This window comes from Bacillus sp. FSL R9-9834, from assembly GCF_038006905.1.
GTDB classification, from domain to species: domain Bacteria; phylum Bacillota; class Bacilli; order Bacillales; family Bacillaceae_G; genus Bacillus_A; species Bacillus_A pacificus.
This window is the reverse complement of sequence record NZ_JBBOWD010000001.1, coordinates 1,491,012-1,517,683: the sequence shown is the minus strand read 5'-3', so window position 1 is coordinate 1,517,683 and position 26,672 is coordinate 1,491,012. Positions and strand designations below refer to the sequence as shown.

The 26,672-nt window shown below is 35.9% G+C and carries 23 protein-coding genes; 10 read left to right on the top strand and 13 right to left on the bottom strand.

Annotated features, from left to right (window positions below; all coding sequences use genetic code 11):
• Positions 1-11: 11 nt before the first annotated feature.
• From resB to MKY00_RS07915, 9 genes are all read right to left on the bottom strand, one after another.
• The gene (gene resB / locus MKY00_RS07955) at positions 12-1,637 is read right to left on the bottom strand and encodes a cytochrome c biogenesis protein ResB (protein WP_016717004.1); all 1,626 of its coding nucleotides are present in this window, start codon (positions 1,635-1,637) and stop codon (positions 12-14) included.
• Between the two features lie 121 nt (positions 1,638-1,758).
• Positions 1,759-2,280, bottom strand: coding sequence for a thiol-disulfide oxidoreductase ResA (gene resA, locus MKY00_RS07950; RefSeq protein ID WP_000742210.1), 522 nt, complete (start codon positions 2,278-2,280; stop codon positions 1,759-1,761).
• Positions 2,281-2,373: 93 nt separating this feature from the next.
• Entirely contained in the window at positions 2,374-3,102 is a 729-nt protein-coding gene (gene rluB / locus MKY00_RS07945) for a 23S rRNA pseudouridine(2605) synthase RluB (RefSeq protein ID WP_000440555.1), read from the bottom strand.
• Positions 3,103-3,391: 289 nt separating this feature from the next.
• A complete protein-coding gene (spmB, locus tag MKY00_RS07940; protein WP_000029511.1) occupies positions 3,392-3,922 on the bottom strand; it encodes a spore maturation protein SpmB in 531 nt (176 codons plus the stop codon).
• Positions 3,919-4,515, bottom strand: a complete 597-nt coding sequence (spmA, locus tag MKY00_RS07935; protein ID WP_000247807.1) for a spore maturation protein SpmA — start codon at positions 4,513-4,515, stop codon at positions 3,919-3,921. Before spmA ends, spmB begins: the two co-directional genes overlap by 4 nt.
• Positions 4,508-5,632 (bottom strand): D-alanyl-D-alanine carboxypeptidase DacB, encoded by a 1,125-nt coding sequence (gene dacB / locus MKY00_RS07930; RefSeq protein ID WP_001252623.1) that lies wholly within the window; start codon positions 5,630-5,632, stop codon positions 4,508-4,510. Before dacB ends, spmA begins: the two co-directional genes overlap by 8 nt.
• A 111-nt stretch (positions 5,633-5,743) precedes the next feature.
• Positions 5,744-6,658 (bottom strand): superoxide dismutase, encoded by a 915-nt coding sequence (locus MKY00_RS07925; RefSeq protein ID WP_000082669.1) that lies wholly within the window; start codon positions 6,656-6,658, stop codon positions 5,744-5,746.
• Positions 6,659-6,763: 105 nt separating this feature from the next.
• Positions 6,764-7,255: a YpuI family protein gene (locus tag MKY00_RS07920; RefSeq protein WP_000067566.1), complete on the bottom strand. Its 492-nt coding sequence runs from the start codon at positions 7,253-7,255 to the stop codon at positions 6,764-6,766.
• Positions 7,256-7,276: 21 nt separating this feature from the next.
• The gene (locus MKY00_RS07915; RefSeq protein ID WP_000583785.1) at positions 7,277-7,666 is read right to left on the bottom strand and encodes a hypothetical protein; all 390 of its coding nucleotides are present in this window, start codon (positions 7,664-7,666) and stop codon (positions 7,277-7,279) included.
• Between the two features lie 187 nt (positions 7,667-7,853).
• Here MKY00_RS07915 and mprF point away from each other — a divergent pair, with 187 nt between their 5' ends.
• Entirely contained in the window at positions 7,854-10,439 is a 2,586-nt protein-coding gene (mprF, locus tag MKY00_RS07910) for a bifunctional lysylphosphatidylglycerol flippase/synthetase MprF (protein ID WP_074585568.1), read from the top strand.
• 4 nt (positions 10,440-10,443) lie between these two features.
• Here mprF and MKY00_RS07905 read toward each other — a convergent pair whose 3' ends face one another.
• A complete protein-coding gene (locus MKY00_RS07905) occupies positions 10,444-11,232 on the bottom strand; it encodes a hypothetical protein (protein WP_041184453.1) in 789 nt (262 codons plus the stop codon).
• Positions 11,233-11,609: 377 nt separating this feature from the next.
• Positions 11,610-12,965 carry an RNA-guided endonuclease TnpB family protein gene (locus MKY00_RS07900; RefSeq protein WP_016717002.1) on the bottom strand — a complete coding sequence of 452 codons (1,356 nt, stop codon included), beginning with the start codon at positions 12,963-12,965 and terminating at the stop codon, positions 11,610-11,612.
• Between the two features lie 360 nt (positions 12,966-13,325).
• Between MKY00_RS07900 and deoD the strand changes: the two genes are divergently transcribed.
• From deoD to MKY00_RS07880, 4 genes are all read left to right on the top strand, one after another.
• Complete coding sequence (gene deoD, locus MKY00_RS07895) at positions 13,326-14,033, top strand: purine-nucleoside phosphorylase (RefSeq protein WP_000110707.1); 708 nt, start codon at positions 13,326-13,328, stop codon at positions 14,031-14,033.
• Positions 14,034-14,189: 156 nt separating this feature from the next.
• On the top strand, positions 14,190-16,001 hold the full coding sequence (locus MKY00_RS07890; RefSeq protein WP_000797531.1) for a sensor histidine kinase: 1,812 nt from the start codon (positions 14,190-14,192) through the stop codon (positions 15,999-16,001).
• A 107-nt stretch (positions 16,002-16,108) separates the two neighbouring features.
• The gene (locus tag MKY00_RS07885; RefSeq protein WP_000806236.1) at positions 16,109-16,639 is read left to right on the top strand and encodes a tyrosine-type recombinase/integrase; all 531 of its coding nucleotides are present in this window, start codon (positions 16,109-16,111) and stop codon (positions 16,637-16,639) included.
• Between the two features lie 119 nt (positions 16,640-16,758).
• The gene (locus tag MKY00_RS07880) at positions 16,759-16,953 is read left to right on the top strand and encodes a DUF3924 family protein (RefSeq protein ID WP_001094859.1); all 195 of its coding nucleotides are present in this window, start codon (positions 16,759-16,761) and stop codon (positions 16,951-16,953) included.
• A gap of 293 nt (positions 16,954-17,246) precedes the next feature.
• Here the strand turns inward: MKY00_RS07880 and MKY00_RS07875 are convergent, their stop codons facing one another.
• Positions 17,247-18,092, bottom strand: coding sequence for a DUF72 domain-containing protein (locus tag MKY00_RS07875; RefSeq protein ID WP_016717000.1), 846 nt, complete (start codon positions 18,090-18,092; stop codon positions 17,247-17,249).
• Between the two features lie 160 nt (positions 18,093-18,252).
• Here MKY00_RS07875 and MKY00_RS07870 point away from each other — a divergent pair, with 160 nt between their 5' ends.
• The 3 genes from MKY00_RS07870 to MKY00_RS07860 all read left to right on the top strand — a co-directional run bounded on the left by MKY00_RS07870 (position 18,253) and on the right by MKY00_RS07860 (position 22,536).
• Positions 18,253-19,524, top strand: a complete 1,272-nt coding sequence (locus MKY00_RS07870; protein WP_016716999.1) for an ATP-binding protein — start codon at positions 18,253-18,255, stop codon at positions 19,522-19,524.
• Positions 19,525-19,767: 243 nt separating this feature from the next.
• Positions 19,768-21,912 carry a Gly-Xaa-Xaa repeat protein gene (locus MKY00_RS07865; RefSeq protein ID WP_341034748.1) on the top strand — a complete coding sequence of 715 codons (2,145 nt, stop codon included), beginning with the start codon at positions 19,768-19,770 and terminating at the stop codon, positions 21,910-21,912.
• A 195-nt stretch (positions 21,913-22,107) separates the two neighbouring features.
• Entirely contained in the window at positions 22,108-22,536 is a 429-nt protein-coding gene (locus MKY00_RS07860) for a hypothetical protein (protein WP_016716998.1), read from the top strand.
• Positions 22,537-22,660: 124 nt separating this feature from the next.
• Here the strand turns inward: MKY00_RS07860 and MKY00_RS07855 are convergent, their stop codons facing one another.
• The gene (locus MKY00_RS07855) at positions 22,661-24,703 is read right to left on the bottom strand and encodes a transglycosylase domain-containing protein (protein WP_000769283.1); all 2,043 of its coding nucleotides are present in this window, start codon (positions 24,701-24,703) and stop codon (positions 22,661-22,663) included.
• Positions 24,704-25,015: 312 nt separating this feature from the next.
• On the opposite strand from MKY00_RS07855, the gene MKY00_RS07850 reads away from it, so the two are divergent.
• Both MKY00_RS07850 and MKY00_RS07845 read left to right on the top strand, forming a co-directional pair.
• On the top strand, positions 25,016-25,636 hold the full coding sequence (locus MKY00_RS07850; RefSeq protein ID WP_000231448.1) for a DUF47 domain-containing protein: 621 nt from the start codon (positions 25,016-25,018) through the stop codon (positions 25,634-25,636).
• Between the two features lie 11 nt (positions 25,637-25,647).
• Positions 25,648-26,646, top strand: coding sequence for an inorganic phosphate transporter (locus MKY00_RS07845; RefSeq protein WP_000380271.1), 999 nt, complete (start codon positions 25,648-25,650; stop codon positions 26,644-26,646).
• The last annotated feature ends 26 nt before the right edge of the window (positions 26,647-26,672 follow it).

The following is a 26,672-nucleotide window of genomic DNA, read 5'->3' as shown; positions in this document are numbered from 1 at the left end:
GTTTCCCCACCTTAACTAATTTTTTTATCGACTACTGTATCATTTGGTTGCGGAATTGCTGTACCTTCTAGTACTCTTTCAATATCTTTCTTTAAACCGAACCAGTTTTTATTCGTATGTCCTGCAATCCACCATTCATCATTAACGCGTTGTATCCAAATACGGCGATGATTCCAATACATTCCTTGAATGACACCAACCATAAATATAAATCCTCCAATACCGAGAATCCAAAGCGTTAAATCTTTCCTTACAGTAAGTGCTGTTGCATTTTGCATTTCCACGCCTGCAAAGGACATTTTATATTTATTATTTCCATCAGGTTCTATATTTTGCTGAATACCAACAAAACTCACTTCACCATCTGGTGTTTCAGGCGTAAACATTTTAAATACAAATGCAGGGTTGTTTGGTAATTTTGTTTTTGTATTTGGCCTTCCATTCTCATCAAAATAAAAATCAGGGAAATAGCTTAATAGTTCTAAAGAATAACCATTTCCTAAATCATATTTTTCTGCAGGGTTTGTTAAATCAACTTTAATCGGTCCCCACTTTTGATTATTTTCTTTATTTTGCAAACGGAAGGACATACTTTTAAATTCATTTTCTCTATAACTCAATTGATAAACAGCAAATTGATCAAATTTCAGCGGTTCATTTACTCGAATTTCAACTTCTTTTACTTTTTCCAATTTTGGTTTTTGTCCAGCTATCTTTTCACCTACCGCTTTATATAATACGGCATTCGTTTGGAAGTTTTTCGCAATCATTTTATCACCTACACGGTCAATTGCTTCATCAAAAACTTCCTTGTCCTTACTTTTATCATAAACTTCCTTTATAAACTTCTCACTTTTTAAATAATATTGGCCATCCGTCCCTGGTATTTCTTTCGTTTCACCATCACGTAACCAAAGCGTTTCATCTACATACATACTCGGTAAAAAACGAAGCATCGCACCGAATAAAAAGATAATAAGACCGATATGATTTACATATGGACCCCAACGCGAGAAACGTCCCTTTTCTGCTAAAACGTTTCCGTCTTCCACTTTCACATTATAGTTCGTTTTCTTTAAGTTCTTTTGAACTTTTTCAAAATCTCCCTCTTGCGGTGTACCAGTGCCATATAATCTTTGTCTCTTTAAAAAGCTAGGGTGTCTTTTTACCCCTTGCTTCTTTAAAGCTTTATAAAGTGGAATGACACGGTCTAAGCTACATATCACAAGAGAAATACCAATTGAAGCAATTAACATCATATACCACCATGAACCGTATAAATTATTAAAGCCTAATTGATAGTATAATTGCCCTAAAAATCCGTATTCTTGCTTATAATATTCAGCTGGTGCAATTCCTGGAGTTATGTACATTTCTTGCGGAAAAATAGTCCCTATCGCCGATGCAGCTAAAGTGATTACAATGAGCCATACACCCACTTTTACAGAAGAGAAAAAGCTCCAAATTTTATCAATAATCGTTTTTGTTTGCGTGAGAGATCTCCGAGCACTCCCCTCATAGCGCATATCCAATAGTTTTATATTTTCATTGCTTTCAAATGGTTTCCCACAAGCTTCACAAAAAACAGTTCCTATCGGATTCACATGTCCACATTCACATTTAATTTCTTTCAACACTCTCACCGCCCCTGTATCTATATGTACTATTGTATATTCTAACCTCAAGTTACCACAATACTCAGAATTTTTAAACCGAAGGCACTATAGGTAAGCGCCTTGTATGTAAAGGTTTTCTTTATTACGGAGTGATTTTCTTTAAATACTCCTCCAATTGTTCCTTCGTTTGTTCACCTTTAATCTCTTGAATCACCTTACCATCTTTATCAATCAAGAAGCTTGTTGGTAATGGTATTACTCCATACGTTTTTATAATTTCTCCACCTTTATCGATTGCAACGGGGAACTTAAGATCGTATTGTTTCACAAAATTCTTAACAGCAATATCCGTTTCATCTGCATCTAACGCAATGATTTCAACGCCTTTTTCTTTATACTTTGGATATAGTTCATTCATATAAGGCATTTCTTTCTCACAAGGTTTACACCACGTACCCCAAAAGTTTAAAAATACACCTTTTCCCTTAAAATCTTTTAGCTCAATTTTCTTTCCTTCTAAATCTGTCACAACAAAGTTAGGTGCTTCTTTTCCAATTTCCATTTTCTCTTCTTTAGAGAAATATCCTTGATAAAGTGTAAATCCTACAGCACCGCTTAAAATGAGCAGAATAATAACGCGAAATAATAAGCGATTTTTTTTCATATTGTTTCCCCTCTCTTCGACGAGTGATGAATATATGTATTTTTAATAAATCACCAGCGGAGCATTCCACTGGTGAAAGTTTCACAATATCGATTAGCGAGGCTTTGTAGAAGCCAATGCACGTAATTGTTTCACCTCATGCGGTGTCAATTCTCTTGCATCACCAGGTCGCAAGCTACCCACTTCTAAAAAGGCGTAGCGTTCACGCTTTAGTTTCACTACTTTACAGTCTAAAGCTTCAAACATACGACGTACTTGACGGTTACGTCCTTCATGAATTGTTAATTGTACAATCGCCATTTCTTTACGCTTGTCCCAAGAAATAATCTTCACACGCGCTGGTGCTGTTTTTCCGTCTTCTAACATAACACCGCGTTCTAACATGCGGATTTTCTCACCTGTTAGAGGCCCTTTTATTTTTGCAACATATGTTTTTTCAACTTTATATCTAGGGTGCATTAATACATTTGCAAAGTCCCCATCGTTTGTCATTAATAATACGCCAGACGTATCATAATCTAAACGTCCAATTGGGAATAAACGTTGTGTAATTTCCGGGAAAAAGTCTGTTACAACACTTCTTCCTTTATCATCTGATACACTTGAAATTACGCCAGTTGGTTTATATAGTAAAAAATAAACAGGTTCTTCTTTTTCAAGAGGAATGTTATTTACTTCTACTTTATCTTGAGGAGTTACTTTCGTTCCTAACTCCTTCACTATTTTTCCGTTAACTTTCACTTTTCCTTGCTGAATTAATTCCTCAGCCTTTCTTCTCGATGCAATACCTGCTTGCGCAATCACTTTTTGTAATCGTTCCATTTCTTTTTTTCACCTCGAATTTATCTTACCTTACATTAGAAAGACTTGGCAACCGCATACACTTAACGGCTTTTCGCTTCCTCTTACTTAAACAACATAGCGATGATAATAAACATATAAAGGTCAAATCATGATTTTACCTTTTATTATTGTCCATATTTTTCATATTGCTCACAATAAAAGTTCATTATTTTGTCAAAAATACCGCATAAAAAAACCACTATTAAGCAACACCTTAATAGTGGTCGTATACGTATTATAAGCGAAATAGCATAAAAAATGAATAGTATTACTTAAACATTAAAGAAACAAACACAATCGAACAAATAATTCCGATTAAATCAGCAAAAAGTCCTACTTTTAATGCATCTCCCATTTTTCTAATTCCAACAGCTCCGAAGTATACTGTTAAAATATAAAAAGTCGTATCTGTACTCCCTTGCATCGTAGAAGCCAATCGCCCAATGAACGAGTCTGGCCCATATGTGGCAATTAAATCGGTCGTAATACTTAAACCAGCAGAGCCCGAAATAGGGCGTATAAGTGCCAGTGGAACAATTTCTGCTGGGACATGAATTAAATCTAACATCGGCTTCATTACTGATATCATTGCATCCAATGCACCTGAAGCTCGAAATATAGAAATAGATACGAGCATTCCAACCATAAACGGTAAAATAGAGATTGCAATTTGAATTCCTTCTTTTCCCCCCTCAACGAACGATTCATACGTCGGCACTTTCTTTATCGTTCCATATAAAAGAATAAAACCAATTACACAAGGGATTACCCATAATGATATCGTATTAACAATACTCATTTTTTCCGCCCCTTCCTACTCCTTCTTCGGTAAAAATAGCGATCAATCCAAATCGCTCCGATCATAGAGAGTACTTGTGCAATGAATGTTACCCCAACAATTTCAGTTGGATTCGCTGATTCATACGTCATTCGAATCGAAATGACAGTAGTAGGAATTAAAGTAATCGCTGATGTATTTAACGCAAGAAACGTCACCATAGAACGGCTCGCCGAATCCTTTCCCCCATTTAACTCTTTCAATTGTTCCATCGCTTTTATACCAAGAGGGGTCGCAGCATTACCTAACCCAAAAAAGTTAGCCATCATATTCGATAAAATAAATCCCATTGACGGATGGTCCTTTGGTATTTCTGGAAACAATCTTTTTACTATCGGCATAAAAAGTGACACTAACTTTTTTAACAACCCTGCTTCCTCTGCAACTTTCATTAAACCGAGCCAAAATACTAAAACACTAATGAGTCCTATACAAATTGTTACTGCGTCTTTTGCTCCATCAAATACTGCTTTATTGATTGCTTCCATCGTTCCATTTATCATGGCATATACAATCCCTATGACTGCCATCGCTACCCATACGAGATTAACCATCGCTTCCAACACCTATCATATGAGAAAAAATTTCTTTCACATTATTCCAATACACTCCCGTTGTAGCTACTAACTTTCGTTTACTATAAAATAAATTTCGTTCTCCAACTTTCTCATTGCCAACATAAATTTCTGTCTTTCCAACCTTTACTCCATCCTTAAGTTTCGCACTTTTATCGAGTTCAACTTTTAATACGACATTCTTTCTTTCCTGCTCAGTTAAAGGTACCGCAAAACTATTTTTCGTATAAACATGATTGGCATATTTCTTTTCAGTTATTTCAGCAAGAGCTCCTTGTCCTACAACGTTTGTTTGTTTGAAACGTTCAAAACCTTTATCAAATAAATTCATATGATCATCCCAATCGCTAGAAGCGCTCAAAGTTACGACAATTAAATCTAGTCCATCTTTTGATGCTGTTGTAACAAGCGTCCGTCCTGCTTTCTTCGTAAAACCCGTTTTTCCTCCTGTTGCAAATTCATAATAAGACGTCACAAGTTTATGTTTGTTTTTCCACGGATAATCCCACGAATCTGATTTATACGTTTTTGTCCCAAAAATCTTCTTAAAGGTTTCGTTCCCCATTGCATACCTTGTTAAAAGTGCCATGTCATAGGCCGACGAATAATGGGATCCATCTCCATCCAAACCATGTGGGTTTGAAAAGTGAGTATCTTTCATTCCAATTTGTTTCGCCTTTTCATTCATTAAATATACAAACCCTTCTATACTCCCTCCTACATTTTCAGCAATTACTTGTGCTGCATCATTACCAGATCTAAGCATGAGTCCGTATACTAAATCCTCTAATTTTACTTTCTGTCCAGGCTTTAAATAAATTGCTGAGCCTTCTACTCTCACTGCTTCATTACTAACCGAGACCATTTCTTTCATTTTTCCTGACTCAGCAGCTAACAAGGCAGTCATAATTTTTGTTATACTAGCAATCTTTTGCGGCTCATGTTCTGCTTTTCCGTATAATACGCGACCTGACTGTTGCTCCATTAATACAGCATTTCGAGCACTAACATTGCTGGTCATCTTTGCATATGTAGGAATTGGTATAACGCTTGCGTACATAATAAGAAGCGTAATGATTACACAAATTCGTCTCATATTTCCCCCCACGTCCTTTTGGCACTTTTTGTACAAGTGTATGCTTGGCCTTTTAAAATATGAACGAAATCTCCCTCTCCTACCAATAAAAAAGACGCAGAGAATCTGCGTCTAATAAGGTGTCCATTCTATTTGTTTTGCACTTTCAAATCTTTTTTCTACATCCGGCCAATTTACAACATTCCACCAATTTTTAATATATTCATCTTTTCGATTTTGGTATTGTAAATAATACGCATGTTCCCACACGTCTAGTACAAGGAGCGGTATCGTATCCCATTGTGTAAATAATTGATGAAGTGTACTCTGTAAAATTTCTAATCTTCCCGATCGCGGAACCCAAACGAGAATTGCCCATCCTGAACCTTCCACTTTAGAGGCTGCTTCTGTAAAATGTTTTTGAAAACGCAAGAAACTTCCAAAATCTTGTTCAATCCGGTGTGAAAGAGCCCCTCTTGGACTTCCGCCGCCACCTTTTTTCATGTTATTCCAAAATATTGTGTGCAAGTAATGACCTGATCCATGAAAAGCAGCTTCTCTTTCCCAATGCTTAATTAAATCAAATTGATTTGTTTTTCTCGCTTCTTCCATCATCTTCTCTGCCTTATTTAATCCTTCCACGTAACTACGATGATGTTTATCATGGTGTAACATCATAATTTCTCTAGAAATATACGGTTCTAACGCATTATATGGATATGGTAGTGGCGGGAGTGTATGCCCTCCAATTGGAACAGCTCGTTCACTATCCCCTCTTTCACATAGTTCATATTCCTCTTCTCCCTGCACGAATACTTCCTGCAAATGATGCTGAATATGTTCTACATCATCACTTATTTCATACATAAACTCTGCATCTGTATCATACTCATGCTCTTTCATACGATCTAATAACGTTTGAATTTTATAAGCAAGCATATGGACATCATACACTTCCATTGCACGGCTATCTAATACGTGAAGAACACTTTCACACCAGCTTTCTACTTCATGAAAGTAATCTGTGAATACACCTTGCTGACTCATGTTACACCTCCTTAATGCTATCCCCTTAAATATATTCAAAGGAAATCCCTTATATAACTGTGCAAAAGGAAAAGAAGCTAAGTACCCTTAGCTTCTTTTTCACAATTAATATTTGTGTAACATCTTTGTTTGGTAATCCGTCTCATAATATTCTAGTTCTTCACGCATCAATTGAAATTTACCTTCTAAATTCTTCATTACTTGCTCTATAGATGCAGGTGGCGTTTGTTGAAAAACGATGGAGTTTTTCCCTGTATAAGCAGATCGACTATTTTCATACCAATGATCACTCTTTGGTGAAAAAAACTCTGCAATTACTTGATGATAAATTTTATATAAAATCTTTTCAGCTGCTGTCTTTCGAAATGGCTGGCTATTTAACAAAACAAAACACGCATCATGCCCTTCTTCACAAAAAACGAGAAGACGTCTTATTGACGCTAATAACCCTTTATAATATTGTTCGTTTCCTGCCGGTGTCTCTTCTAATAAAGAAGGCAACGTATGATAATTTACATAATTGGTTATCAAATGAATAACATCTTCTAAAAACATAGAAACTTGTTCTGTTTGATTTTCCACCATTAGATTAGACATTTTTCCCTCTCCTTTGCCAGTTCACGCTATTTCTACTCTTTTATTTTTATGTAATTCAGCCAATATTTCTTGTACTTTCACGACTATTTCCTCATCAAAATATTGTTGGAATTCTTCTATATTATTTAAATACAAACGTTTTTGCATGCGAAGCTCATTCTCTTTCAGTAAACAACAGATCGCTACAATATCCCGCAAATATATGTCTTGATTTTCTACTTTACATACCGGATTTCCTTCAAAAGGAGTAATTTCTTGTAAAACTTCTTCAAAATATCGAACATATAAAACAGAAAAGGTTCTTTCTTTATCATTTAATATATATGTCACTTCAGATCTATTAAAGAAATCTTCTGATGTATTAGGTTTTGCTTTCTCTAGCTCATATCCCGCATAACCTATTATAATCATCTACTTCCCCTCTCTTCCTTCTTTCAATTTATTTTAACTTAATTTTCTGACAAACGAAATACTCTTTTAAATATAATCCCTATAAAAAAATAGCTTCCTCATACAGGAATTTACCTTTTTATTTTTCTTGAAGTTTGTCATAATAATATTATTGTCTCAGTTTTCTTATACAAGGAGAGTTGTATTTATGTCGTTTTCATGGAAACGTTTCTTACAAATCGGGAAAATTATCTTCCCATTTGTTGTATTAACCATTGTATTCTTTCAAGCAAAAAAAGAATTAGCAGGCATTTCTTTTTTAGAAGCAATCAATACAATTAAAAACATTCCAACCGGAGGAGTCTTTTTAGCAATTACACTTGGTGCATTTGCCGTATCAACAATGTTCTTTTACGACTATGTTATGCTTCGTTATTTAAAAGCTGATATACCTGTCCAAAAGATTTTTCGTATCTCATGGATTGCTAATACCTTAAATGGATTTATTGGATTTGGTGGTCTCGTTGGAGCGGGTGTACGTACGATGCTTTATCGTCCATACATAAAAGAAAATGGCAAGCTGATTAAAAGTATCGCCTGGATGACAACTGCTTTTATTAACGGACTCGCTATTCTTTCATTCCTCGGCCTTATTGGAATATTAGACACAAGTTTTATTTTGCATGAAAAACCGTGGCTATGGCCTGTTTTGATCTTCTTCGCCCTTTTCGTCCCTATATACATCGGCTTTTCTAAACTAAAAAATAGAAAACCAAAGCAAACCGAAGGACAAGATGAACGAGAAGAAGAGAAAAATCCAACTGTTTTATACTCATTAGTTTCATTAATTGAGTGGGTATCTGCTGGCATTGTTATGTACGTCATACTAATATTATTTGGCATTGATATCGAATTTCAAAAGTTTTTAGGTGTGTATGTCATTGCTGCTTTAGCTGGTGTTGTTAGTCTTGTACCTGGTGGACTTGGTTCATTTGACCTTGTCTTTTTAACTGGGCTCGGACAATATGGCATTGATACAGGCGTATTACTACCTGCTATGTTATTATATCGCCTCGTCTATTACATTTTACCATTCTGCCTCGGTCTTATTTTTGCAGCTTTTGAAATGACAGGCGTGGCCATTAAAAAGTTTGAAGACAAACCTTTTATTGCGCCTGCATTAGAAACAACTGGTGTTATATGGACTTTGCAGCGTGATTTTCTAGGAAAACTAGGTTCATGGGCCTCTGCTGCTTTAACAGTATTTGCTGGATTAATGGTTATTTTATCGACCATTCTACCGACAAGTATAAATAGAGCTCACGCCTTACATATTCTAGCTCCAAAACATCTTATTCAATTTTCTTTTAGCTTATCACTAACATTCGGTATTCTCCTCCTGATCCTTTCACGAGGCATATATTATGGAACAAAGCGTTCTTACTATATGACGATTATTTCTTTAATCGGAGCAGCTATCTTTAATACGCTAAAAGGGATTGATATTGAAGAAACGTTTATTTTATTAATTGTACTCGCTGTATTATATATGCTTCGTAAAAGATTTGTACGCGAGAAAATGGAAGTCTCACTTTCTGATATCGTAAAAGTTTTTATATTCTTACTTATAACTTTATATTTATATAAAAACTTAGGTATTTTATTTGCAGGTGCAAAAGAAGCTTTTAAACCTGATTTTGTCGTTCGTAATATTACGCAAGTAAAACGAAGTGCATTAGCAGCTGCCTTTTTCGTTCCTACATTTTTACTGATTGGCTCACTCATTGCTAATCGTTATCGAAATGAATTTCCCGGGCAACCAGCTAATGATAAAAGATTGCAAAACTTTTTAGATGAACATGGTGGAAATGTACTTAGTCATTTAGGTTTTTTAGGTGATAAACAATTCTTCTTTAGTAGTGATGGGAAAGCGCTCCTTCTCTTCTCTATAACTGGAAAACGTCTTGTTGTGCTAGGTGATCCAATTGGAGATCCTTCCTCCTACCGTACTGTGTTACAAGAGTTTTTAGCTGAAGCTGACCGATTTGGATACATTTGTGTATTCTACCAAATCGAAAGTAAATGGATGAGTTTATATCATGATTTTGGTTATAACTTCTTTAAGCTTGGTGAAGAAGCTGTCGTTGATTTGAACACATTTACAATAACAGGAAAAAAACGTGCCGGTATGCGAGCGACTTTCAACCGTTTTGAACGAGAAGGCTATACATTCTCTATTCACCAGCCGCCGTTCTCAGATGAACTATTTGAAGAATTAAGAAAAGTTTCAGATGCGTGGCTCGGTGGAAAAAAAGAGAAAAGTTTCTCACTCGGATACTTTGATCGTGAATATATTAGCCGTGCTCCTATCGCTACATTATCTGATGCAGATGGAAAAATCATTGCATTCACGACATTTATGCCCGTATATCAAGACGGATCATTGTCTGTTGATTTAATGCGCTATTATCCAGATGCGCCTAGCGGCATTATGGATGCAATTTTCATCCACCTATTCCAGTGGGCAAAAGAAAATGAATACCACTCCTTTAATATTGGTATGGCACCACTTTCAAATGTAGGTTTATCGACACAATCTTTCTGGTCTGAACGGGTTGCTGCTGCCATCTTTAATAATGTTCGTTATACATATAGTTTCAGCGGATTACGACATTTTAAAGAAAAATATAAACCAGCATGGAGCGGTAAATATTTAGCATTTAGAAAGAATCATTCTTTACCAATTACAATGCTCTCTGTAACAAAATTAATAGGAAAAAGAAAAAACAGCTAAATAGTTAGCTGTTTTTTCTTTTTTGAACTTGTACAATAAATTCTTTTTCATATTTCTTACCATTTATATAGAAATCTCCCCATATTTTGTACGTTCCTTCAGCAGGAAATGTAATACGGTATTGTAATTGTCCATCTGTATCAACAGGGATTGCATATAAAAAATTTTCTCTCGTTTCGTCCACAATATAGAGCGCCTCCACTTCTCCTCTCTCTGAATGTAATTTCAATTTTTCACCCTTTTTCGCTTGAAATTGAAATGTTAACGTCACTGGCTCATTCGGATGCAGTGCACCGAATAAAAGAGAAACTTCATACTCCCCTATTTTTTTTGTAAGTACACTATCGATTGGAAATTTTACTTTTTTCTTATTTTTCTCCTCTATTTCCTTCCCAAAATCTTTCTTCGCAAATGATTGCACAGACTTATTTTTGTCTTCATATAAAAATATTGTATATCCTTCATCTTTCGCTATTTTAGAAGATACCTTATATGATCCATTTCCTGCGAATGTAGGTTTCATTTGTTGTACATGTTTTAATTGTCCGTCTACAATAACTGCCCGAATTTGATCATTCACACCACGCACTTCGCTACTTTTATTATTTAATAATTGAAACACAATATCTGCTTTCTCATTTCCTTTTCCATTTGACACATCCCATTTTACTTCCTGAACATCACCTACAGTCTCTGTAGTTTCTTGATACTTTTTTATGTAAAATCCGCCTACTACAACAAATAGCAAAGCAACGAGTCCAATGACAAGATTTTTCAAAACATCACCTACCATTTTTATAGTCTCTATTCATACAAAACTTCTTACATATATATTCTAGATGACAATTTATGAAATCCTTCTGTTTTGCACATATTACAAATAGTCAACTACCCCCACTGAGATAAAACATTTCAGTGGGGGCTTGAGTTAGAACACTAGGTCTTTTCATCTATCGCTAGACGGTTGACGCTCTAGCATCCATGCTACCTTATGGTAACACCCCAAGTCTGTTTTTGGTTGGTACTGGCAACGAACGATCGTTTTCCCACTTGCACCACCCTTTCGAAAAAGAGCAGTTCTTCCTTATGAAAGAAGCCACCACTCAGATGAATCTGGCGTGTACTACAAGCCCCGACAAGTCGGGTACACATGGATGGTTGACACACCCACTAAGCTATGCGCGAAGCAACAGCCTTCCGTTTTTGCACTTCTAATAGAATCGGCGTTTTTACTTTGAGATTGCCATCCAATTCTACAACTTGTGATTTTTGCAATGTATTCAGCGCACCATTAATATCCGCATGAATACATGTTCCTGCTTTACTTTGATACAGACCACGAGTAATTCGTTTGCCGCTAAAGCGATACTGCGTCCTATCATCCTTAGACCAAACTGGAACCGGATCTTTGTCTAGGAAACTGGCTTTTGAAGTATAGCTTTCTTCTTGTTTGAAAAATCGGATACCTTCTTTTATACATTTATTCTCAATTGCTGCAATCAGTTTATGGAACGGGATTTGAACAAACTTTTGATTATTCTTTTTCCCCATATGAGAGTTTTGTTTCCAACCAGCGTTATACCCTACAACAATCGTATCTATATCGAATTCTTTCACTTTTTTGAACAACAAACCTACCGTTTGTGCAATGTAACCATGTATTTGTCGTTCTCGTTTATGCCAAAGTGCAGCGATTTTGTTCGTTACAATTCGTTTTGAAAGTCCATTTTCCACATTTTTTTGTTGTAGATTACGTATCGTTTTGTTGAAGTACTGGTTAATGGATTTTAGTTTTTTTCCATCAATTAAGAAGGCATCACCTGTATTGGTCACGCAACTTACTAATCTGTCTACACCTAAATCGCAACCTAAAGCGTTACTCGTAGTCATGGGTTGTTTCTTCATTTGAGAAACGTGCATTTCATATGTGTAATGCACTTCAAAGAACCGACCTTTTTGCTTCGGTACAATCTCAATGTAGGAGATGTTTTTATTTCTTAAGTTTTTAGGCATACGTATTTTAATGGAACCGAATTTTTTTCTGAATGCAACACTCATCGGAATCATCCAAAACCCGTTCTCATCCACTTTTGGAACTTGATAGATTTCAATAATTCGTTTGTCGGTGGAATGAGAATAATTTGGAAACTTCGGACGACCTGTGAACTTCTCAGGATTTTCCTTCCACTGTTCCAATGCTTTAAAAAAGCTCTTCACTTCTGTAAACAAGGCTCTACGAATCGCTTGAACAGAGTTTGATTGAATACCCCAGTAGTTCATATCGGCTTGCATGGCAGTGTCCACTTCTTTTACAGTAGCCATTTTATTGTGGTTCAAATAACTTTGTTTCATCGTGTACAACCCAACATTTCGCAATGCCTTTGAACTGTGTGACATGCGCTGAAGTAAACGAAATTCTTGTGCAGTCAGGCAAGCTCGTCCGATATTTTGCTTTTGCGTGAAACGTCGCAGCGTTTCTCTTTTCTTTTGTTTCCATAATACTTTCACTGCTTTCTTTTTAGCCATTGTTTTCACCACCTTTCTTAAAGAATTAACTTATTCATTCCTTTTGGTGTAAGTAACAAAACGATTATAATTATCCAATTTCGTTATCTTAAGATATATTCCCTCCTTATTTCCGACATATTGTAAGACAAAAAGAAACAAACATTCCCCCTGGGAAAATTGTTATAAGCGAAACAAAAGAGTTCAGCCTTATTGACTGACGGCAATTCATCTCCACCTGAATTGTTGGGTTTCACCCGTAACACAAATCAGATGGAGTCTTCTTGCCGAAAAGGATAAAAAGATTTTAATTAAAAGGATTCGTAGTGTATAATGCAAATGATATTGATTTCTATCAATACATTATAAGGAGGACTTTTCATGAGTGTACATATTGAAGCAAAACAAGGCGAAATTGCTGAATCTATTCTATTACCTGGTGATCCATTGCGTGCAAAATATATTGCTGAAACATTTCTAGAGGACGTTACTTGCTATAATAACGTGCGTGGTATGTTAGGTTTCACTGGAACTTATAAAGGAAAACGTGTATCTGTGCAAGGTACAGGTATGGGTGTTCCTTCTATTTCTATTTATGTAAACGAATTAATCCAAAGCTACGGAGTTAAAAATTTAATTCGCGTTGGAACTTGCGGTGCCATTCAAAAAGACGTAAAAGTACGTGACGTTATTATTGCAATGACAGCTTGTACGGATTCTAATATGAACCGTTTAACATTCCCAGGATTTGATTTTGCACCAGCTGCAAACTTCGATCTTCTAAAGAAAGCTTACGATGCTGGAACTGAAAAAGGCCTACACGTTCGTGTTGGTAACGTTTTAACAGCAGATGTATTTTACCGCGAAAGCATGGACATGGTTAAAAAGCTTGGAGATTACGGTGTACTAGCAGTAGAAATGGAAACAACTGCGCTTTACACATTAGCAGCGAAATACGGTGTAAATGCATTATCTGTCTTAACAGTAAGCGATCACATCTTCACTGGTGAAGAAACAACATCTGAAGAGCGTCAAACTACATTTAACGAAATGATTGAAATCGCTTTAGATGCAGCAATTCAACAATAATACATTAAAGAACTCGTCATACGTCTGTCGAGTTCTTTTTATGTGACTTTTTATTAAAAACTACTTCCAGAAGAGACAGATTTTCTCCTCTACTTTTTTGTAACGTTTGTTATAATAAAGAAACCATTTACAGTATTTCTCACAAGAGGTGACGCAGTGAAAAACAGAAGTATCGTCTTTAAACTATTTCTATTAACATCAACATTATTTACAATCATATTCCTCCTATTTTTCCTAGGACAATCTCTATTTTTAGAGAAATTTTATATTAATAAAAAAGTAAAAACAGTTCAAACTGCTTTTGAAAAGTTCGTAGATACGTACGAAAAAAGTGGGAAAACTTATGAAGAAATTCGAAAACTAAAACAAGAATTTCATGATAAAACAAATGCTGACATGCAATTTTTAAATACGAATGGCATTATTAAAAGCGACAACAATTACTATATTGATGTATTTAATCCTAAAAATAATGAGACATATTCTATTCCTCTCAATAATCTTTTAACACCCGAAGAATATAAGAAATTCGAAAACTTAGGATTGAAAAAAGACGATGTGATAAACGTCGTCGGTTTGCTACAAAACAAAACAATAACACCAATAAAATTGACAACAAATTATAATCGATGGCAAAACGAATATACCAATTCAGATTTTTCATCTATTAATGGTAACCCTTCTAAAAATAGACTTACAAACCGATACAAAACTGTTACTCAAATTGAGTTTACTGGTACGATCTCTAAATTACAGCTTCCATCGAAAGCGGAGGTTCGTCTTGCAAATGATATTGAAACATTGCAAGCCGTTCAATATTTTGCAGAGCTTATTAGAAATGGCACTGCTAACTCGCAGCAATTAAACACTTATATAATAGATAGCGGGGAGAATATAAAGAATAGTATCTTTGTAAAACCTATTATAGAAAATGGAGAGATTACAGAATATGCTTTTGCGATAGCATCTTTGCAACCTGTTAATGAAGCGATGCTCGTTTTGAAAGATTATTATGTCTATGCCTTAATCATCGTATTTCTCGTAATTATTTTGTTATCCTTCTACTACTCAAAAATCATTGTGAAACCATTAATTAAAATGAATCGCGTTACAAAGAAAATGGCCAATTTTGATTTTAGCGAAAAATTACCTGTAACAGCAGACGATGAAATTGGAGGGCTTTCCGGTAGTATTAATACGTTATCTGTAAATTTAAAAGACCGAATCGATCGATTAAATGTTGCCAATACAAAATTACAACAAGATATTGAACGTGAACGTCAATTAGAAAAAACGCGAAAAGAATTCATTTCTGGTGTATCACACGAATTAAAAACACCGCTCAGTGTAATTAGAAGTTTCGCTGAGGGAATTAAAGATGGCGTTAGTAAAGATACGACGTATTACACAGATGTTATTTTAGAAGAAACTGAAAATATGAACAGACTTATTGTTGAAATGTTAGAATTAGCAAAATTAGAATCAGGTACGTACAAATTAGATATGACGACGTTCTCAATCGGTGAATTAATTCAACAAGTCTATACAAAGTTATTATTTAGCATGGAGGAAAAGCATTTACAAGTGAATATAGATGTAGACCCTTCTATATTTGTGAAAGCGAATCGTAGTCGTATTGAACAAGTAGTTGTGAATTTACTTAGCAATGCAATTCGCTATACACCAGATGGAGAAAAAATACAAGTCTCCGTTATGGAAATGGAAGATACAGTAAAAGTTGAAATCGAAAACACAGGAAACCCTATTCCAGAAGAAAGTCTTGAAAAAATTTGGGATCGTTTCTATCGTTTAGATGCATCGCGTAGCCGTCATACTGGTGGTACTGGTCTTGGATTATCTATTGTTAAAAATATTTTAGACCTCCACCATGCCGAGTACGGTGTATATAATACGACTAATAGTGTTGTATTCTACTTTAATTTACAAAAAGTAAAAGAAGTCAAATAATTTGTCTTAATTTCACTAGGAGTTCACATGAAATTCACACTCTCCCTTTATAGTAAGAAACAAGTTAATCCTTTCCTTTACACATATAAAAGAGGAGAGTGCGTGAAATGAAACAAGCAGGACAACCTATTCAAAACGAAAAACAATTAGAAACTATCAAAAATATACTTTTACAATCTTCGAAACGTGATGGCTTATTATTCGTATTAGCTGTAAATTCTGGCTTAAAAGTAAGCGAAATCTTACAATTAAAAGTTAGTGATGTAATCGATGAAAATGAAAATGTTCGCCATTCCATTTTATTTTACAATGAAAAAGTAAAGAAACATAAATGGTTCGCTGTAAATGAAGACTTACAGCACGCGATCGAAGACTATATGAAAGAACGTAAAACTTGGAAACGTAATGAACCATTGTTAAAGTCTCAAAAAGGAACAAAATCTATTACGAGACAACATGCGTGGTACATTTTAAACAAAGCTGCAAAAGAAGTTGGATTAGAAGGGATTAGCTCACATACACTTCGAAAAACTTGGGGATATTGTGCATACAAATCAGGTGTTGATATCGCATTTTTACAACACTTCTTTGATCATAGTACTCCATCAAAAACTTTAAAGTATATCGGTATTGCTTAATAACTCTTATACATAAAAAAGGTTACCATTTATAAATGGTAACCTTTTTTATGTTTCACATTCTCTTTTCTTGTCTCTCCTATATTGTAGTGGTACTCTAATAGTAAGGGGGAGAAATTATGAACACTTTAACAATTGAATTACCGAAAGAAACGGCTGAAAAACTTGATTTATTAAAACAAGCTTATGAAAAGAAAACAGGTGCTTCTATTTCTGAGAGTACTCTTGTTCAAACACTTATCTCAAAAGAATTTATCCAAGCGATAACTCCTTTTGATTTACAACAATTCATCACTAGCAAAGAACAGCATTAATTGCTGTTCTTTTTTTATACTTTATCAGGGGTTTGCCGGAAATCTATCTCGAAACAATTCCTTACTTTAGCCAAACTTCTATTAGGGATCTCCCTATCATTACTACCTCATAAAAATTTTTTTATTTATTTTCAGGAAAACCATTGACAATGATAATGATAACCATTATCATTTATTACGAAGCCAACAATTGATGAATCAACCAAACGCTCAGTAACATTGTTACCCCTCTTTTTCATATAGAAAGGCACTGTACATTCCCCCTGTTTGTACAGTGCCTTTCTTGTTTATTATCACTCAAACAAATTTAATTGCTCAGGCTTTGGCTCACCATATGTAATGTTCATCATTTTCATAAGCTGTTTCGCATTATCAGCCGCATCTCCACCTGAATTATTGTTAAATAGTACGTATATGTCCTTTGTCTTCTTTTTTAATTGTTCTAATCTTTCTACCCATTCTTCTAATTCTTTATTATTGTAGCGATATAAGCAACGAACCGCTCTCCAATTTTCCCCTTTATCAAGCCAGCCATGAACATTTCGGCCATGAAAACGTATTAACACCATCTCTGCATTCGTTACTTCTAATACGAGTGGTACCGAACCCATCCCTGCCTGTGGCTCATCACAAATTGTATGAATCCATTTCTCTTGCTCTAGAAACTTTAACGTCTTATCTCTCATTTCTGGATAAAACCATGTTTGATTTCGAAATTCTATTGCACACGGAAAACCTTCCATTTTTTCTTTCGTATATCGGAGAAAATCTACATTTTTCTTTTTACAATCAAACCATGGTGGATATTGAAATAAAATCGTTTTTAATTTACCAGCTTCAATTAAAGGAAAAATAGATTGTTTATATACATCAAACATCTCATCGAACGTAGAAAAAGGAATTTCACCTTTCATATGTCCTGTCATTCCTTGATATGCTTTGACGATAAAAGAAAAATCTTTCGGTGTTTCCATTGCCCATTTCGTATAGTTTCGTGCAGGTTGCATCGCATAAAATGAACTATCCACTTCTACTATAGGGAAATGCTCACTATATGTTCGTAATTTATTTCTATTTTCATAGGGGTCTATATATAAAGAATCATGATCTCCCCACCCTGTTACTCCAATGAAAAGCAAATATATTCCTCCCTTTTTAACTTCACCTACTATCTATTCTACTCACTTCCTGAACACTTCGACCAATCAATTTCATTAAGTAGTCCCTTCTTTAAGAGTATCCGTATAAAAATATGATATACTAGATGGAAGAATTTTTAAATTGAGGGGTTATTTATTTATGCTTCCAAAAGATGATATTGTGTGTCATGAAAAACGAATAGAAGAATTAGAAAATAAAGTACGTTTTTATGAAGAACTTGTGAATCAATTACCACATCATTTCACATATAAAAATCCACAGATTGGTTTACAAATAAAGAAAACGAGATCAACTCATTCTATTCAAAACATACAAAAAGAGAATAAAGAGGCTGATTTTCAGCTTACTTGCGATTCATTATTTTTATTTAAACAACTTGAAACATACTTTGTTCATATTTTTGATGCTTTTTCACATCATGTAACCTTTGTTGATAATAAAGGAAATATAACTTTATGTAATCAGGCTGCGGCAGATGATTTTGGTGTAGTACGAAATGATATAATCGGAAAACCAATTCAACAATTACTAAAATTACCTGAAGAAAAAATTAAAGCTCTTGAAACATTAAGAACAGGCACAGAAATATATAATGAAGAAGTTTTAGACAAAAACTATGGCATTTTAAATAACCGGATTATTCGTGATTATAACGGAGAAATTTTTAGAGTTATTAGTGTCTTTCATTATTTAAACACAGAACGTGATGCAGAAAAATTTTCGTTAGCAGGGCGAATTGCAGCTGGTATTGCACATGAAGTACGTAACCCTCTTACAACCGTACGAGGTTATTTACAATTTTTACAAGAAACTGTTTCTCCATCTAATAAAGAACTATTTAAAAACTTACTTATTCCTGAATTAGATCGCGCAAATAGTATCATTACAAAATTTTTATCTATTTCAAAAACACGTGAATTTACAAGAGAACCCTTTCCAATTAATACATTTTTACGTGATTATATTCAACAGTTACTAGCTAGCGAAGTCTTTTTACATAACATTTCAATTGATTATAATTTTTCTACCGAATTAGATGATATTTTAGTTCATATTGATCGTCATGAACTTGTGCAAGTTTTTTTAAACTTATTCCAGAACGCTGTCGATGCTCAAGGAGAAAAAAAACTTTCTATCCAAATTACTAGTTACCGCCTAGATAATTTTGTTCGTATTACTTTTACTGATAATGGAACTGGTATTCCATCAGCGATTCAAGAATATATATTTGATCCATTCTTCTCAACAAAAGATTCCGGTACAGGACTCGGCTTGGCAGTAACGAAAAAAATTATTCAAAATCATAACGGTACATTAAAAATGACTAGTAATGAAGATGGTACTACTTTTACTATTTCAATTCCAATCTTACCTAAAACAGCCCTTGAAAGATTAAATCAAGACAAATAAAATCCAATCCACGAACTGCATGTCAATTGTTAAATCCCTTAACAATCGACATGCAGTTTTTTATGTTGAACTTTTCTTCTTTACATTATATGAAACCTTCTCTATATCTTACTTATTTGTTTGCCAAGCGGGCCAATTTCTTATTTTTTTAGAAATGGTAGTTTGTCCATCACGGATTTAGTATAAATTTCATTTTAATATATAGTAATGACTATTGATTCTATGAAAGAAAGGAATGAAAAGATGAACAATAAAAATAAAGGAAAAGTATTTTATGGTAATGACTGTTGCGAAGTCAGAGCTTGTAGTCATATTAACATCTCTAAGTCCGAACTTACAGAATTCGTTAGACTTCTTCAAGCTCTTGGCCAAGCTATTCAAGCTGTCTTTCAAAACCCTTCTCAAAATAATATCGATAACTTAATCGCTGCCCTAAATAACTTACAAAAATTTCTCAATTGCTTAGATTTATCTCCAGCACAAAAACAAATTGGAAATTCTATCATTGCTAATCTATTAACTATTTTAAGAACAACACCTTTCTCATGCGGAGCGTTGTACGTTGAACTACAAAGCCTGCTTAATTATTTATTGTATATCGCTAAGTTATTCAAAGTAGATTGTTGTACGACCGACAAACTAGTTAAACTCATAACAGAGATCCAAGCTATCCTAGTTCAATACGGGTCAGGATGCCTTGGAGGAGGAGCAACTGGCGCTACTGGTGCTACTGGTGCTACTGGACCTCAAGGACCAGCGGGTGCTCAAGGTGCTACTGGGCCTCAGGGACCGGCAGGCGCTCAAGGCGCTACTGGACCTCAAGGGCCTCAAGGCGCTCAAGGACCAGCAGGTGTTCAAGGCGCTACTGGACCTCAAGGACCTCAAGGTATTCAAGGGCCGGCGGGCGCTCAAGGTGCTACTGGTGCTCAAGGACCGGCAGGCGCTCAAGGTGCTACTGGACCTCAAGGACCGGCAGGCGCTCAAGGTGCTACTGGACCTCAAGGACCGGCAGGCGCTCAAGGTGCTACTGGTGCTCAAGGACCAGCGGGCGCTCAAGGTGCTACTGGACCTCAAGGACCGGCAGGCGCTCAAGGTGCTACTGGTGCTCAAGGACCAGCGGGCGCTCAAGGTGCTACTGGTGCTCAAGGACCGGCAGGCGCTCAAGGTGCTACTGGTGCTCAAGGACCAGCAGGCGCAACAGGTGCTACTGGACCTCAAGGACCAGCAGGCGCTCAAGGTGCTACTGGTGCTCAAGGACCAGCAGGCGCTCAAGGTGCTACTGGTGCTCAAGGACCAGCGGGCGCAACAGGTGCTACTGGTGCTCAAGGACCGGCAGGCGCTCAAGGTGCTACTGGTGCTACTGGCGCTACTGGACCAGCAGGCGCTCAAGGTGCTACTGGTGCTCAAGGACCGGCAGGCGCTCAAGGTGCTACTGGTGCTACTGGCGCTACTGGACCAGCAGGCGCTCAAGGTGCTACTGGTGCTCAAGGACCAGCGGGCGCAACAGGTGCTACTGGACCTCAAGGACCAGCAGGCGCTCAAGGTACTACTGGACCTCAAGGACCGGCAGGCGCTCAAGGTGCTACTGGTGCTCAAGGACCGGCAGGCGCTCAAGGTGCTACTGGTGCTCAAGGACCAGCAGGCGCAACAGGTGCTACTGGACCTCAAGGACCAGCAGGCGCTCAAGGTGCTACTGGTGCTCAAGGACCAGCAGGCGCTCAAGGTGCTACTGGTGCTCAAGGACCAGCGGGCGCAACAGGTGCTACTGGTGCTCAAGGACCAGCAGGCGCTCAAGGTGCTACTGGACCTCAAGGACCGGCAGGCGCTCAAGGTGCTACTGGTGCTCAAGGACCAGCAGGCGCTCAAGGTGCTACTGGACCTCAAGGACCGGCAGGCGCTCAAGGTGCTACTGGTGCTCAAGGACCAGCGGGCGCAACAGGTGCTACTGGTGCTCAAGGTGCTACTGGTGCAACAGGACCAGCGGGTACGCCAATTCCTGTAACGATCGCGGCAATCGGAAACTCAAATCCACAAACTATATCCCCTGGAACAAACATCCAATTCAACCAAGTGTTTGAATTAACTAATATCGCTTTCAACGATACTTCAGATACTTTAACAATTTTAGAAACAGGCGTATATGATATTAGTTTCTCAGCGTCTACAACTTTCCCAGGATCTTCACCGTTTGGGTTTGGTATTTCGTTCAATGGCCAACCACCTACTCGTAATTTCTCAACTAACGTTATCGGTAGTGCTGTTTCTTTCTCTACAATCGTTACTTTACAAGCTGGTACAACGATTGCTGTACAACCTACAGCAAACACTATTTCTATTCCAAACACAGGCGATACAACTGCAACACTATCTGTATTCCGAATTTACTAATTTTCACTCAATAAGTATATTTATAATAGTATGTATTGTTTAACCGTGCATTAAATCTCTCTTTATATAGAAAGGAGCACTTATTTGGGAGGATAGGTGCTCCTTCTTTACGTTTCTTTACTTCAAATTTACTCTATCTTAATCCTCATTTTGTATGATAAATAGTGAAGTCAAAGATATGAAAGAGGGATGAAAATGAGAGTTATGTCACTAATACGCATTTGGCTTGCACTTATGGTATGCATTATTTTATGTGTAGGATTTTTTTTAACTCTAAAATATTCCACTATATCAAAAGCAGAGAGAAAAACTGCTCCATACAAACTTCTATATACGAAACAAAGTAACATCCCTTATTCCAATGCCACAAAGAATGAAAAAAAAGTTATAAAAGGGATGCTTATTACGAAAGCTTCTAGTTCCGAGGCGTTACTCCAAATTGCTGAAACGATTAAAGATCAGTATACAAATAAAAAAGTCGATGAAATTACACTTTCTATCCACAATGAAAATAGCGGTAATTACGAAGAAGAATTACCTTACGAACCTATTAGTAAAGGCCAAATAATCGTCACATACGATTCCAAATCCTTTGGCAGTACGAATATTATACTTAACGAGTAATATCATGTATCTCAATAGATATGGATTAATAGCTAATGAAGATAGACAAAACTCTCTATCGATTAAAATTTTATGTTGTTTTTATACAAAAAAAGAGGCGAATTTCGTTATTCGCCTCTTTCTTTTACCAAAATGAAGGAATCCATTCTTTCACTTTATCAAGCCACTCTTGTTGCTCTTGTTTTCGTTGTTGTTCCTCTTCTTTCCTTCTCTTCTCTTCTTCTTTTCTTCGTTTTTCCTCTTCTATTGTAGTCAATTGTTTTTTATAATCAGCCTCAGATATGAGCGATAACTGAAATGCTTTTTGAGCTGGATTTGCGTTCGCTTTTTTCATAATATCCCGGAACATTGTCGTCGTAATTTGACTACCACCCGGAACATAATGATCGCTATCGGTTTTATCATATCCTACCCAAATCGCACCTACCAAATCTGGTGTGTATCCAACAAACCATGAATCCTTTGCACCGGTGCTCGGGCCATTTACAATTTGAGTAGTTCCTGTCTTACCTGCCGTATCAACATTATTAACTTTCGCCTTTTCGCCCGTTCCCTTTTCGACAACACCTTTTAATAAATATGTCATTTTTTGAGAAACTTTCTCGCTCGTCACTCGTGTCTCTTTCTTATACCACTTTCCAAGCGTTTCACCTTCAGCATTTTGTATCTCCCTAATTGCATGAGCTTCCACTTGGACTCCGTCATTTGCAAATGTACTGTATGCTTGAGCCATTACAAATGGAGATGTTCCCACATGCATACCGCCTAAAGCAATTGGATACGTACGATCTTCTGGCACTAATGGAATACCAAATCGCTCTAAAGATTTCAATCCTTTATCTAATCCAATTTGTTCTAATAGCCACACAGCTGAAACATTATACGACTTTGCTACGGCTTCATACATTGTCACATCACCGTGAAAAGTATGATCGCTATTTTGTGGTTTATATTCTTTAATGTTAAATGGTTCATCTTTTAATATATCGTATACTTCATATCCTTGTTCTAACGCTGGTACATATACAGCCAAAGGCTTTAACGTTGAGCCAGGTTGTCTTTTTAATTGGGTTGCATGGTTAAACTGTAAAAACTGATACGGCCCTCTGCCTCCAACTAAAGCTGGTACACCACCTGTTTTGGGATTCATAAGAACTACACCCGTTTGCATGAGTTGGTCTGAGCCACTATCTTTGAAATAACTATCATTATTCACAACGTCTTCTACGGCCTGTTGTTTTTTCGGGTCAAGCTCTGTATAAATACGATAACCACCTGCTAAAATTTCATTTTGTGTTAATTCGTACTTGTCCATCGCCTCTCTAACAATATAGTCTACATATTGAGAGTATTTTCCCTTGTATTTATCATCAACGCCACGTTTTAACACAAGTCCACTCTCTTTTTCTTTATTATACTGTTCGTCCGAAATATACCCTTGCTCTTTCATTAAACTTAATACGACATTACGTCTTTCAATTGACTTGTTAAAGTTTTTATAAGGTGAATACGCAGATGGTGCTTTAATCAAGCCCGCAATCGTTGCTGCTTCTGAAATTGTTAAATCTTTTACATCTTTATCAAAATAAGATTTAGCTGCCCTTTTTATACCCCAAGCACCTTCACCAAAATAAATTTGGTTCATATACATTTCAATAATTTCATCTTTCGTATACGTACGCTCTATTTTTTTTGTTAAAAAATATTCCTTAATTTTTCGAGAGTATGTGCGATCCTGTGTCAGAAATACATTTTTCGCAAGTTGTTGTGTAATTGTACTTCCCCCTGCTACAACTTCTCCTGCTGTAATATTTTTAAAAACTGCACTTATAATTCCACTATAGTAAATCCCGTGATGGTTAAAAAATTCCTTATCTTCTACTGCAACAATGGCCTGAACCATAATATCAGGAATATCTTTCTTTTTTACGCCTTCTGTTTTAGAAGAAGCTAATTTAGTCGCAACTTCATTATTTGCATCATAAATTAAGGTCGGCTGCGGAACAGCCTGCTTTAATTCAGATATGTCTTGAATAGAAATTATTATATTTATAGCAATAAATAGAGTAGCGAGCAAACTTCCTAATACAATTAATGAATTACGAAGCTTCTTCCTCTTGTTGAACCACTCCTGCATTTTTTTTAAGTGAGTGTTCTTCAATTTCATTCGTTCACTTCCTTCGTTTGTTTACACTCTTCTTTTCAAAAGGAAGAATATACCTCCTTTTAAATTTATTATAATAACGTAGTCTTTCCTGTAGTGTAAAGCTTTTCTTTCACATTCATACTTTTTGCAAGAAAAGGACATTCTACAAGTAAGATATTCAATATTGATTATTAATATTATTAATACAACAATAAGAGTTATGTTAAGTTTTTGTAAACTTTTCGATAAAATGTTTTAAAAAACGACAGTTTTTTGTTAGAATTGACTAGCCAATATATTTTACATATATTACTTTTGTGGGGGTAACTAATAATGGTCTTTAAATCAAAAAAAGATAAATTTTCTGAAATGTTAATGAATGTTTCCGAAAATTTAAAAGAAGGCGCGCAGTTTTTCGTGGAGTATAAAATTAAAAATGCTAGCGATTTAAAAGAGTTTTCTATGCGCATGAAAGAGTATGAGTCAAAAGGTGACTCATTTATTCACGAAATCATTATGGAGCTAAACAAAGCGTTTATTACTCCTATTGAACGTGAGGACATCCTACAGCTTGCAATGAGTATGGATGATGTATTAGACGGATTAGATCATAGTGCTGGTCTATTCGAAATGTATTCTATTACAGAAGCTGATGAATACATGATTAAATTCGTAGAAGCAATTAATCAATGTGCGATTGAAATTGCAAACTCTGTTGAATTAATGTCTAACAAAAAATTAGTCGACATTCGTACAAATGCGATTAAGATTAAAGATTATGAATCACAATGTGATGATATTCGCCGTCACGCGATTAAGCACTTATTCTCTCGTGAAAAAGATCCAATTAAGATCATTCAATACAAAGAGATTTACGAAGAGCTTGAAGAAGTAGCGGATAGCTGCCAAAGCGTTGCAAACGTATTAGAAACAATTATTATGAAGAACGCGTAAGGAGTTTGATCATGGATACACTCTTGATACTGACCGTTTTAGTAGTCATTTGCGCTTTAGCTTTTGACTTTATTAATGGATTTCACGATACAGCAAACGCTATTGCAACGGCTGTTTCAACGAAAGCTCTAAAGCCTAGACATGCAATTATTATGGCAGCTATTATGAACTTTTTAGGTGCGATGACATTTACAGGTGTAGCAAAAACGATTACGAAAGATATTGTTGATCCGTTCGCTTTACAAAATGGTTCTCTTGTAATTTTAGCTGCTTTACTTGCGGCAATAGCATGGAATTTGATTACTTGGTACTACGGTATTCCAAGTAGTTCTTCGCATGCAATCATTGGCTCCATCGCAGGTGCAGCTATCGCTGCTGCTGGTTTTAGTTCATTAAACTTTAAAGGATTCATAAAAATTATTGAAGCTTTAATCATTTCACCAATTATCGCATTTGTTATTGGTTATATCGTATACAGTATTTTTAAAGTCGTCTTTAAAAACTTTAATTTAACGAAGACGAACAAAAACTTCCGTATATTCCAGATTTTCACTGCTGCATTACAAGCTTATACACATGGTACGAATGATGCGCAAAAAGCAATGGGAATCATTACAATGGCTCTTATGGCGAATAGTTATCATACTTCTAGCGATATCCCGTTCTGGGTACAATTATCTTGTGCCATTGCAATGGGTCTTGGTACTTCTGTCGGCGGATGGAAAATCATTAAAACTGTCGGTGGACAAATTATGAAAATTCGTCCTGTAAATGGTGTAGCTGCTGATTTATCATCATCTCTTGTTATTTTCGGGGCAACATTCATTCACTTACCAGTTAGTACGACGCACGTTATCTCTTCTTCTATTTTAGGGGTTGGTGCTTCTCATCGTGTGAAAGGTGTAAAATGGGGAACTGCAAAACGCATGTTAATTACTTGGGTTATTACACTTCCTATTTCAGCTTCTTTAGCTGCTTTATTTTACTCTTTATTACACTTAATCTTTTAATTAAAAGTCGTCTTCCTTATTTTTCT

What these genes read in the sequence shown, in the direction of transcription:
- resA (WP_000742210.1), bottom strand. Translation starts at nt 2,280, where the DNA reads ATGAAAAAAAATCGCTTATTATTTCGCGTTATTATTCTGCTCATTTTA.
- rluB (WP_000440555.1), bottom strand. Translation starts at nt 3,102, where the DNA reads ATGGAACGATTACAAAAAGTGATTGCGCAAGCAGGTATTGCATCGAGA.
- spmB (WP_000029511.1), bottom strand. Translation starts at nt 3,922, where the DNA reads ATGAGTATTGTTAATACGATATCATTATGGGTAATCCCTTGTGTAATT.
- spmA (WP_000247807.1), bottom strand. Translation starts at nt 4,515, where the DNA reads ATGGTTAATCTCGTATGGGTAGCGATGGCAGTCATAGGGATTGTATAT.
- dacB (WP_001252623.1), bottom strand. Translation starts at nt 5,632, where the DNA reads ATGAGACGAATTTGTGTAATCATTACGCTTCTTATTATGTACGCAAGC.
- MKY00_RS07925 (WP_000082669.1), bottom strand. Translation starts at nt 6,658, where the DNA reads ATGAGTCAGCAAGGTGTATTCACAGATTACTTTCATGAAGTAGAAAGC.
- MKY00_RS07920 (WP_000067566.1), bottom strand. Translation starts at nt 7,255, where the DNA reads ATGTCTAATCTAATGGTGGAAAATCAAACAGAACAAGTTTCTATGTTT.
- MKY00_RS07915 (WP_000583785.1), bottom strand. Translation starts at nt 7,666, where the DNA reads ATGATTATAATAGGTTATGCGGGATATGAGCTAGAGAAAGCAAAACCT.
- mprF (WP_074585568.1), top strand. Translation starts at nt 7,854, where the DNA reads ATGTCGTTTTCATGGAAACGTTTCTTACAAATCGGGAAAATTATCTTC.
- MKY00_RS07905 (WP_041184453.1), bottom strand. Translation starts at nt 11,232, where the DNA reads ATGGTAGGTGATGTTTTGAAAAATCTTGTCATTGGACTCGTTGCTTTG.
- MKY00_RS07900 (WP_016717002.1), bottom strand. Translation starts at nt 12,965, where the DNA reads ATGGCTAAAAAGAAAGCAGTGAAAGTATTATGGAAACAAAAGAAAAGA.
- deoD (WP_000110707.1), top strand. Translation starts at nt 13,326, where the DNA reads ATGAGTGTACATATTGAAGCAAAACAAGGCGAAATTGCTGAATCTATT.
- MKY00_RS07885 (WP_000806236.1), top strand. Translation starts at nt 16,109, where the DNA reads ATGAAACAAGCAGGACAACCTATTCAAAACGAAAAACAATTAGAAACT.
- MKY00_RS07880 (WP_001094859.1), top strand. Translation starts at nt 16,759, where the DNA reads ATGAACACTTTAACAATTGAATTACCGAAAGAAACGGCTGAAAAACTT.
- MKY00_RS07870 (WP_016716999.1), top strand. Translation starts at nt 18,253, where the DNA reads ATGCTTCCAAAAGATGATATTGTGTGTCATGAAAAACGAATAGAAGAA.
- MKY00_RS07865 (WP_341034748.1), top strand. Translation starts at nt 19,768, where the DNA reads ATGAACAATAAAAATAAAGGAAAAGTATTTTATGGTAATGACTGTTGC.
- MKY00_RS07860 (WP_016716998.1), top strand. Translation starts at nt 22,108, where the DNA reads ATGAGAGTTATGTCACTAATACGCATTTGGCTTGCACTTATGGTATGC.
- MKY00_RS07855 (WP_000769283.1), bottom strand. Translation starts at nt 24,703, where the DNA reads ATGAAATTGAAGAACACTCACTTAAAAAAAATGCAGGAGTGGTTCAAC.
- MKY00_RS07850 (WP_000231448.1), top strand. Translation starts at nt 25,016, where the DNA reads ATGGTCTTTAAATCAAAAAAAGATAAATTTTCTGAAATGTTAATGAAT.
- MKY00_RS07845 (WP_000380271.1), top strand. Translation starts at nt 25,648, where the DNA reads ATGGATACACTCTTGATACTGACCGTTTTAGTAGTCATTTGCGCTTTA.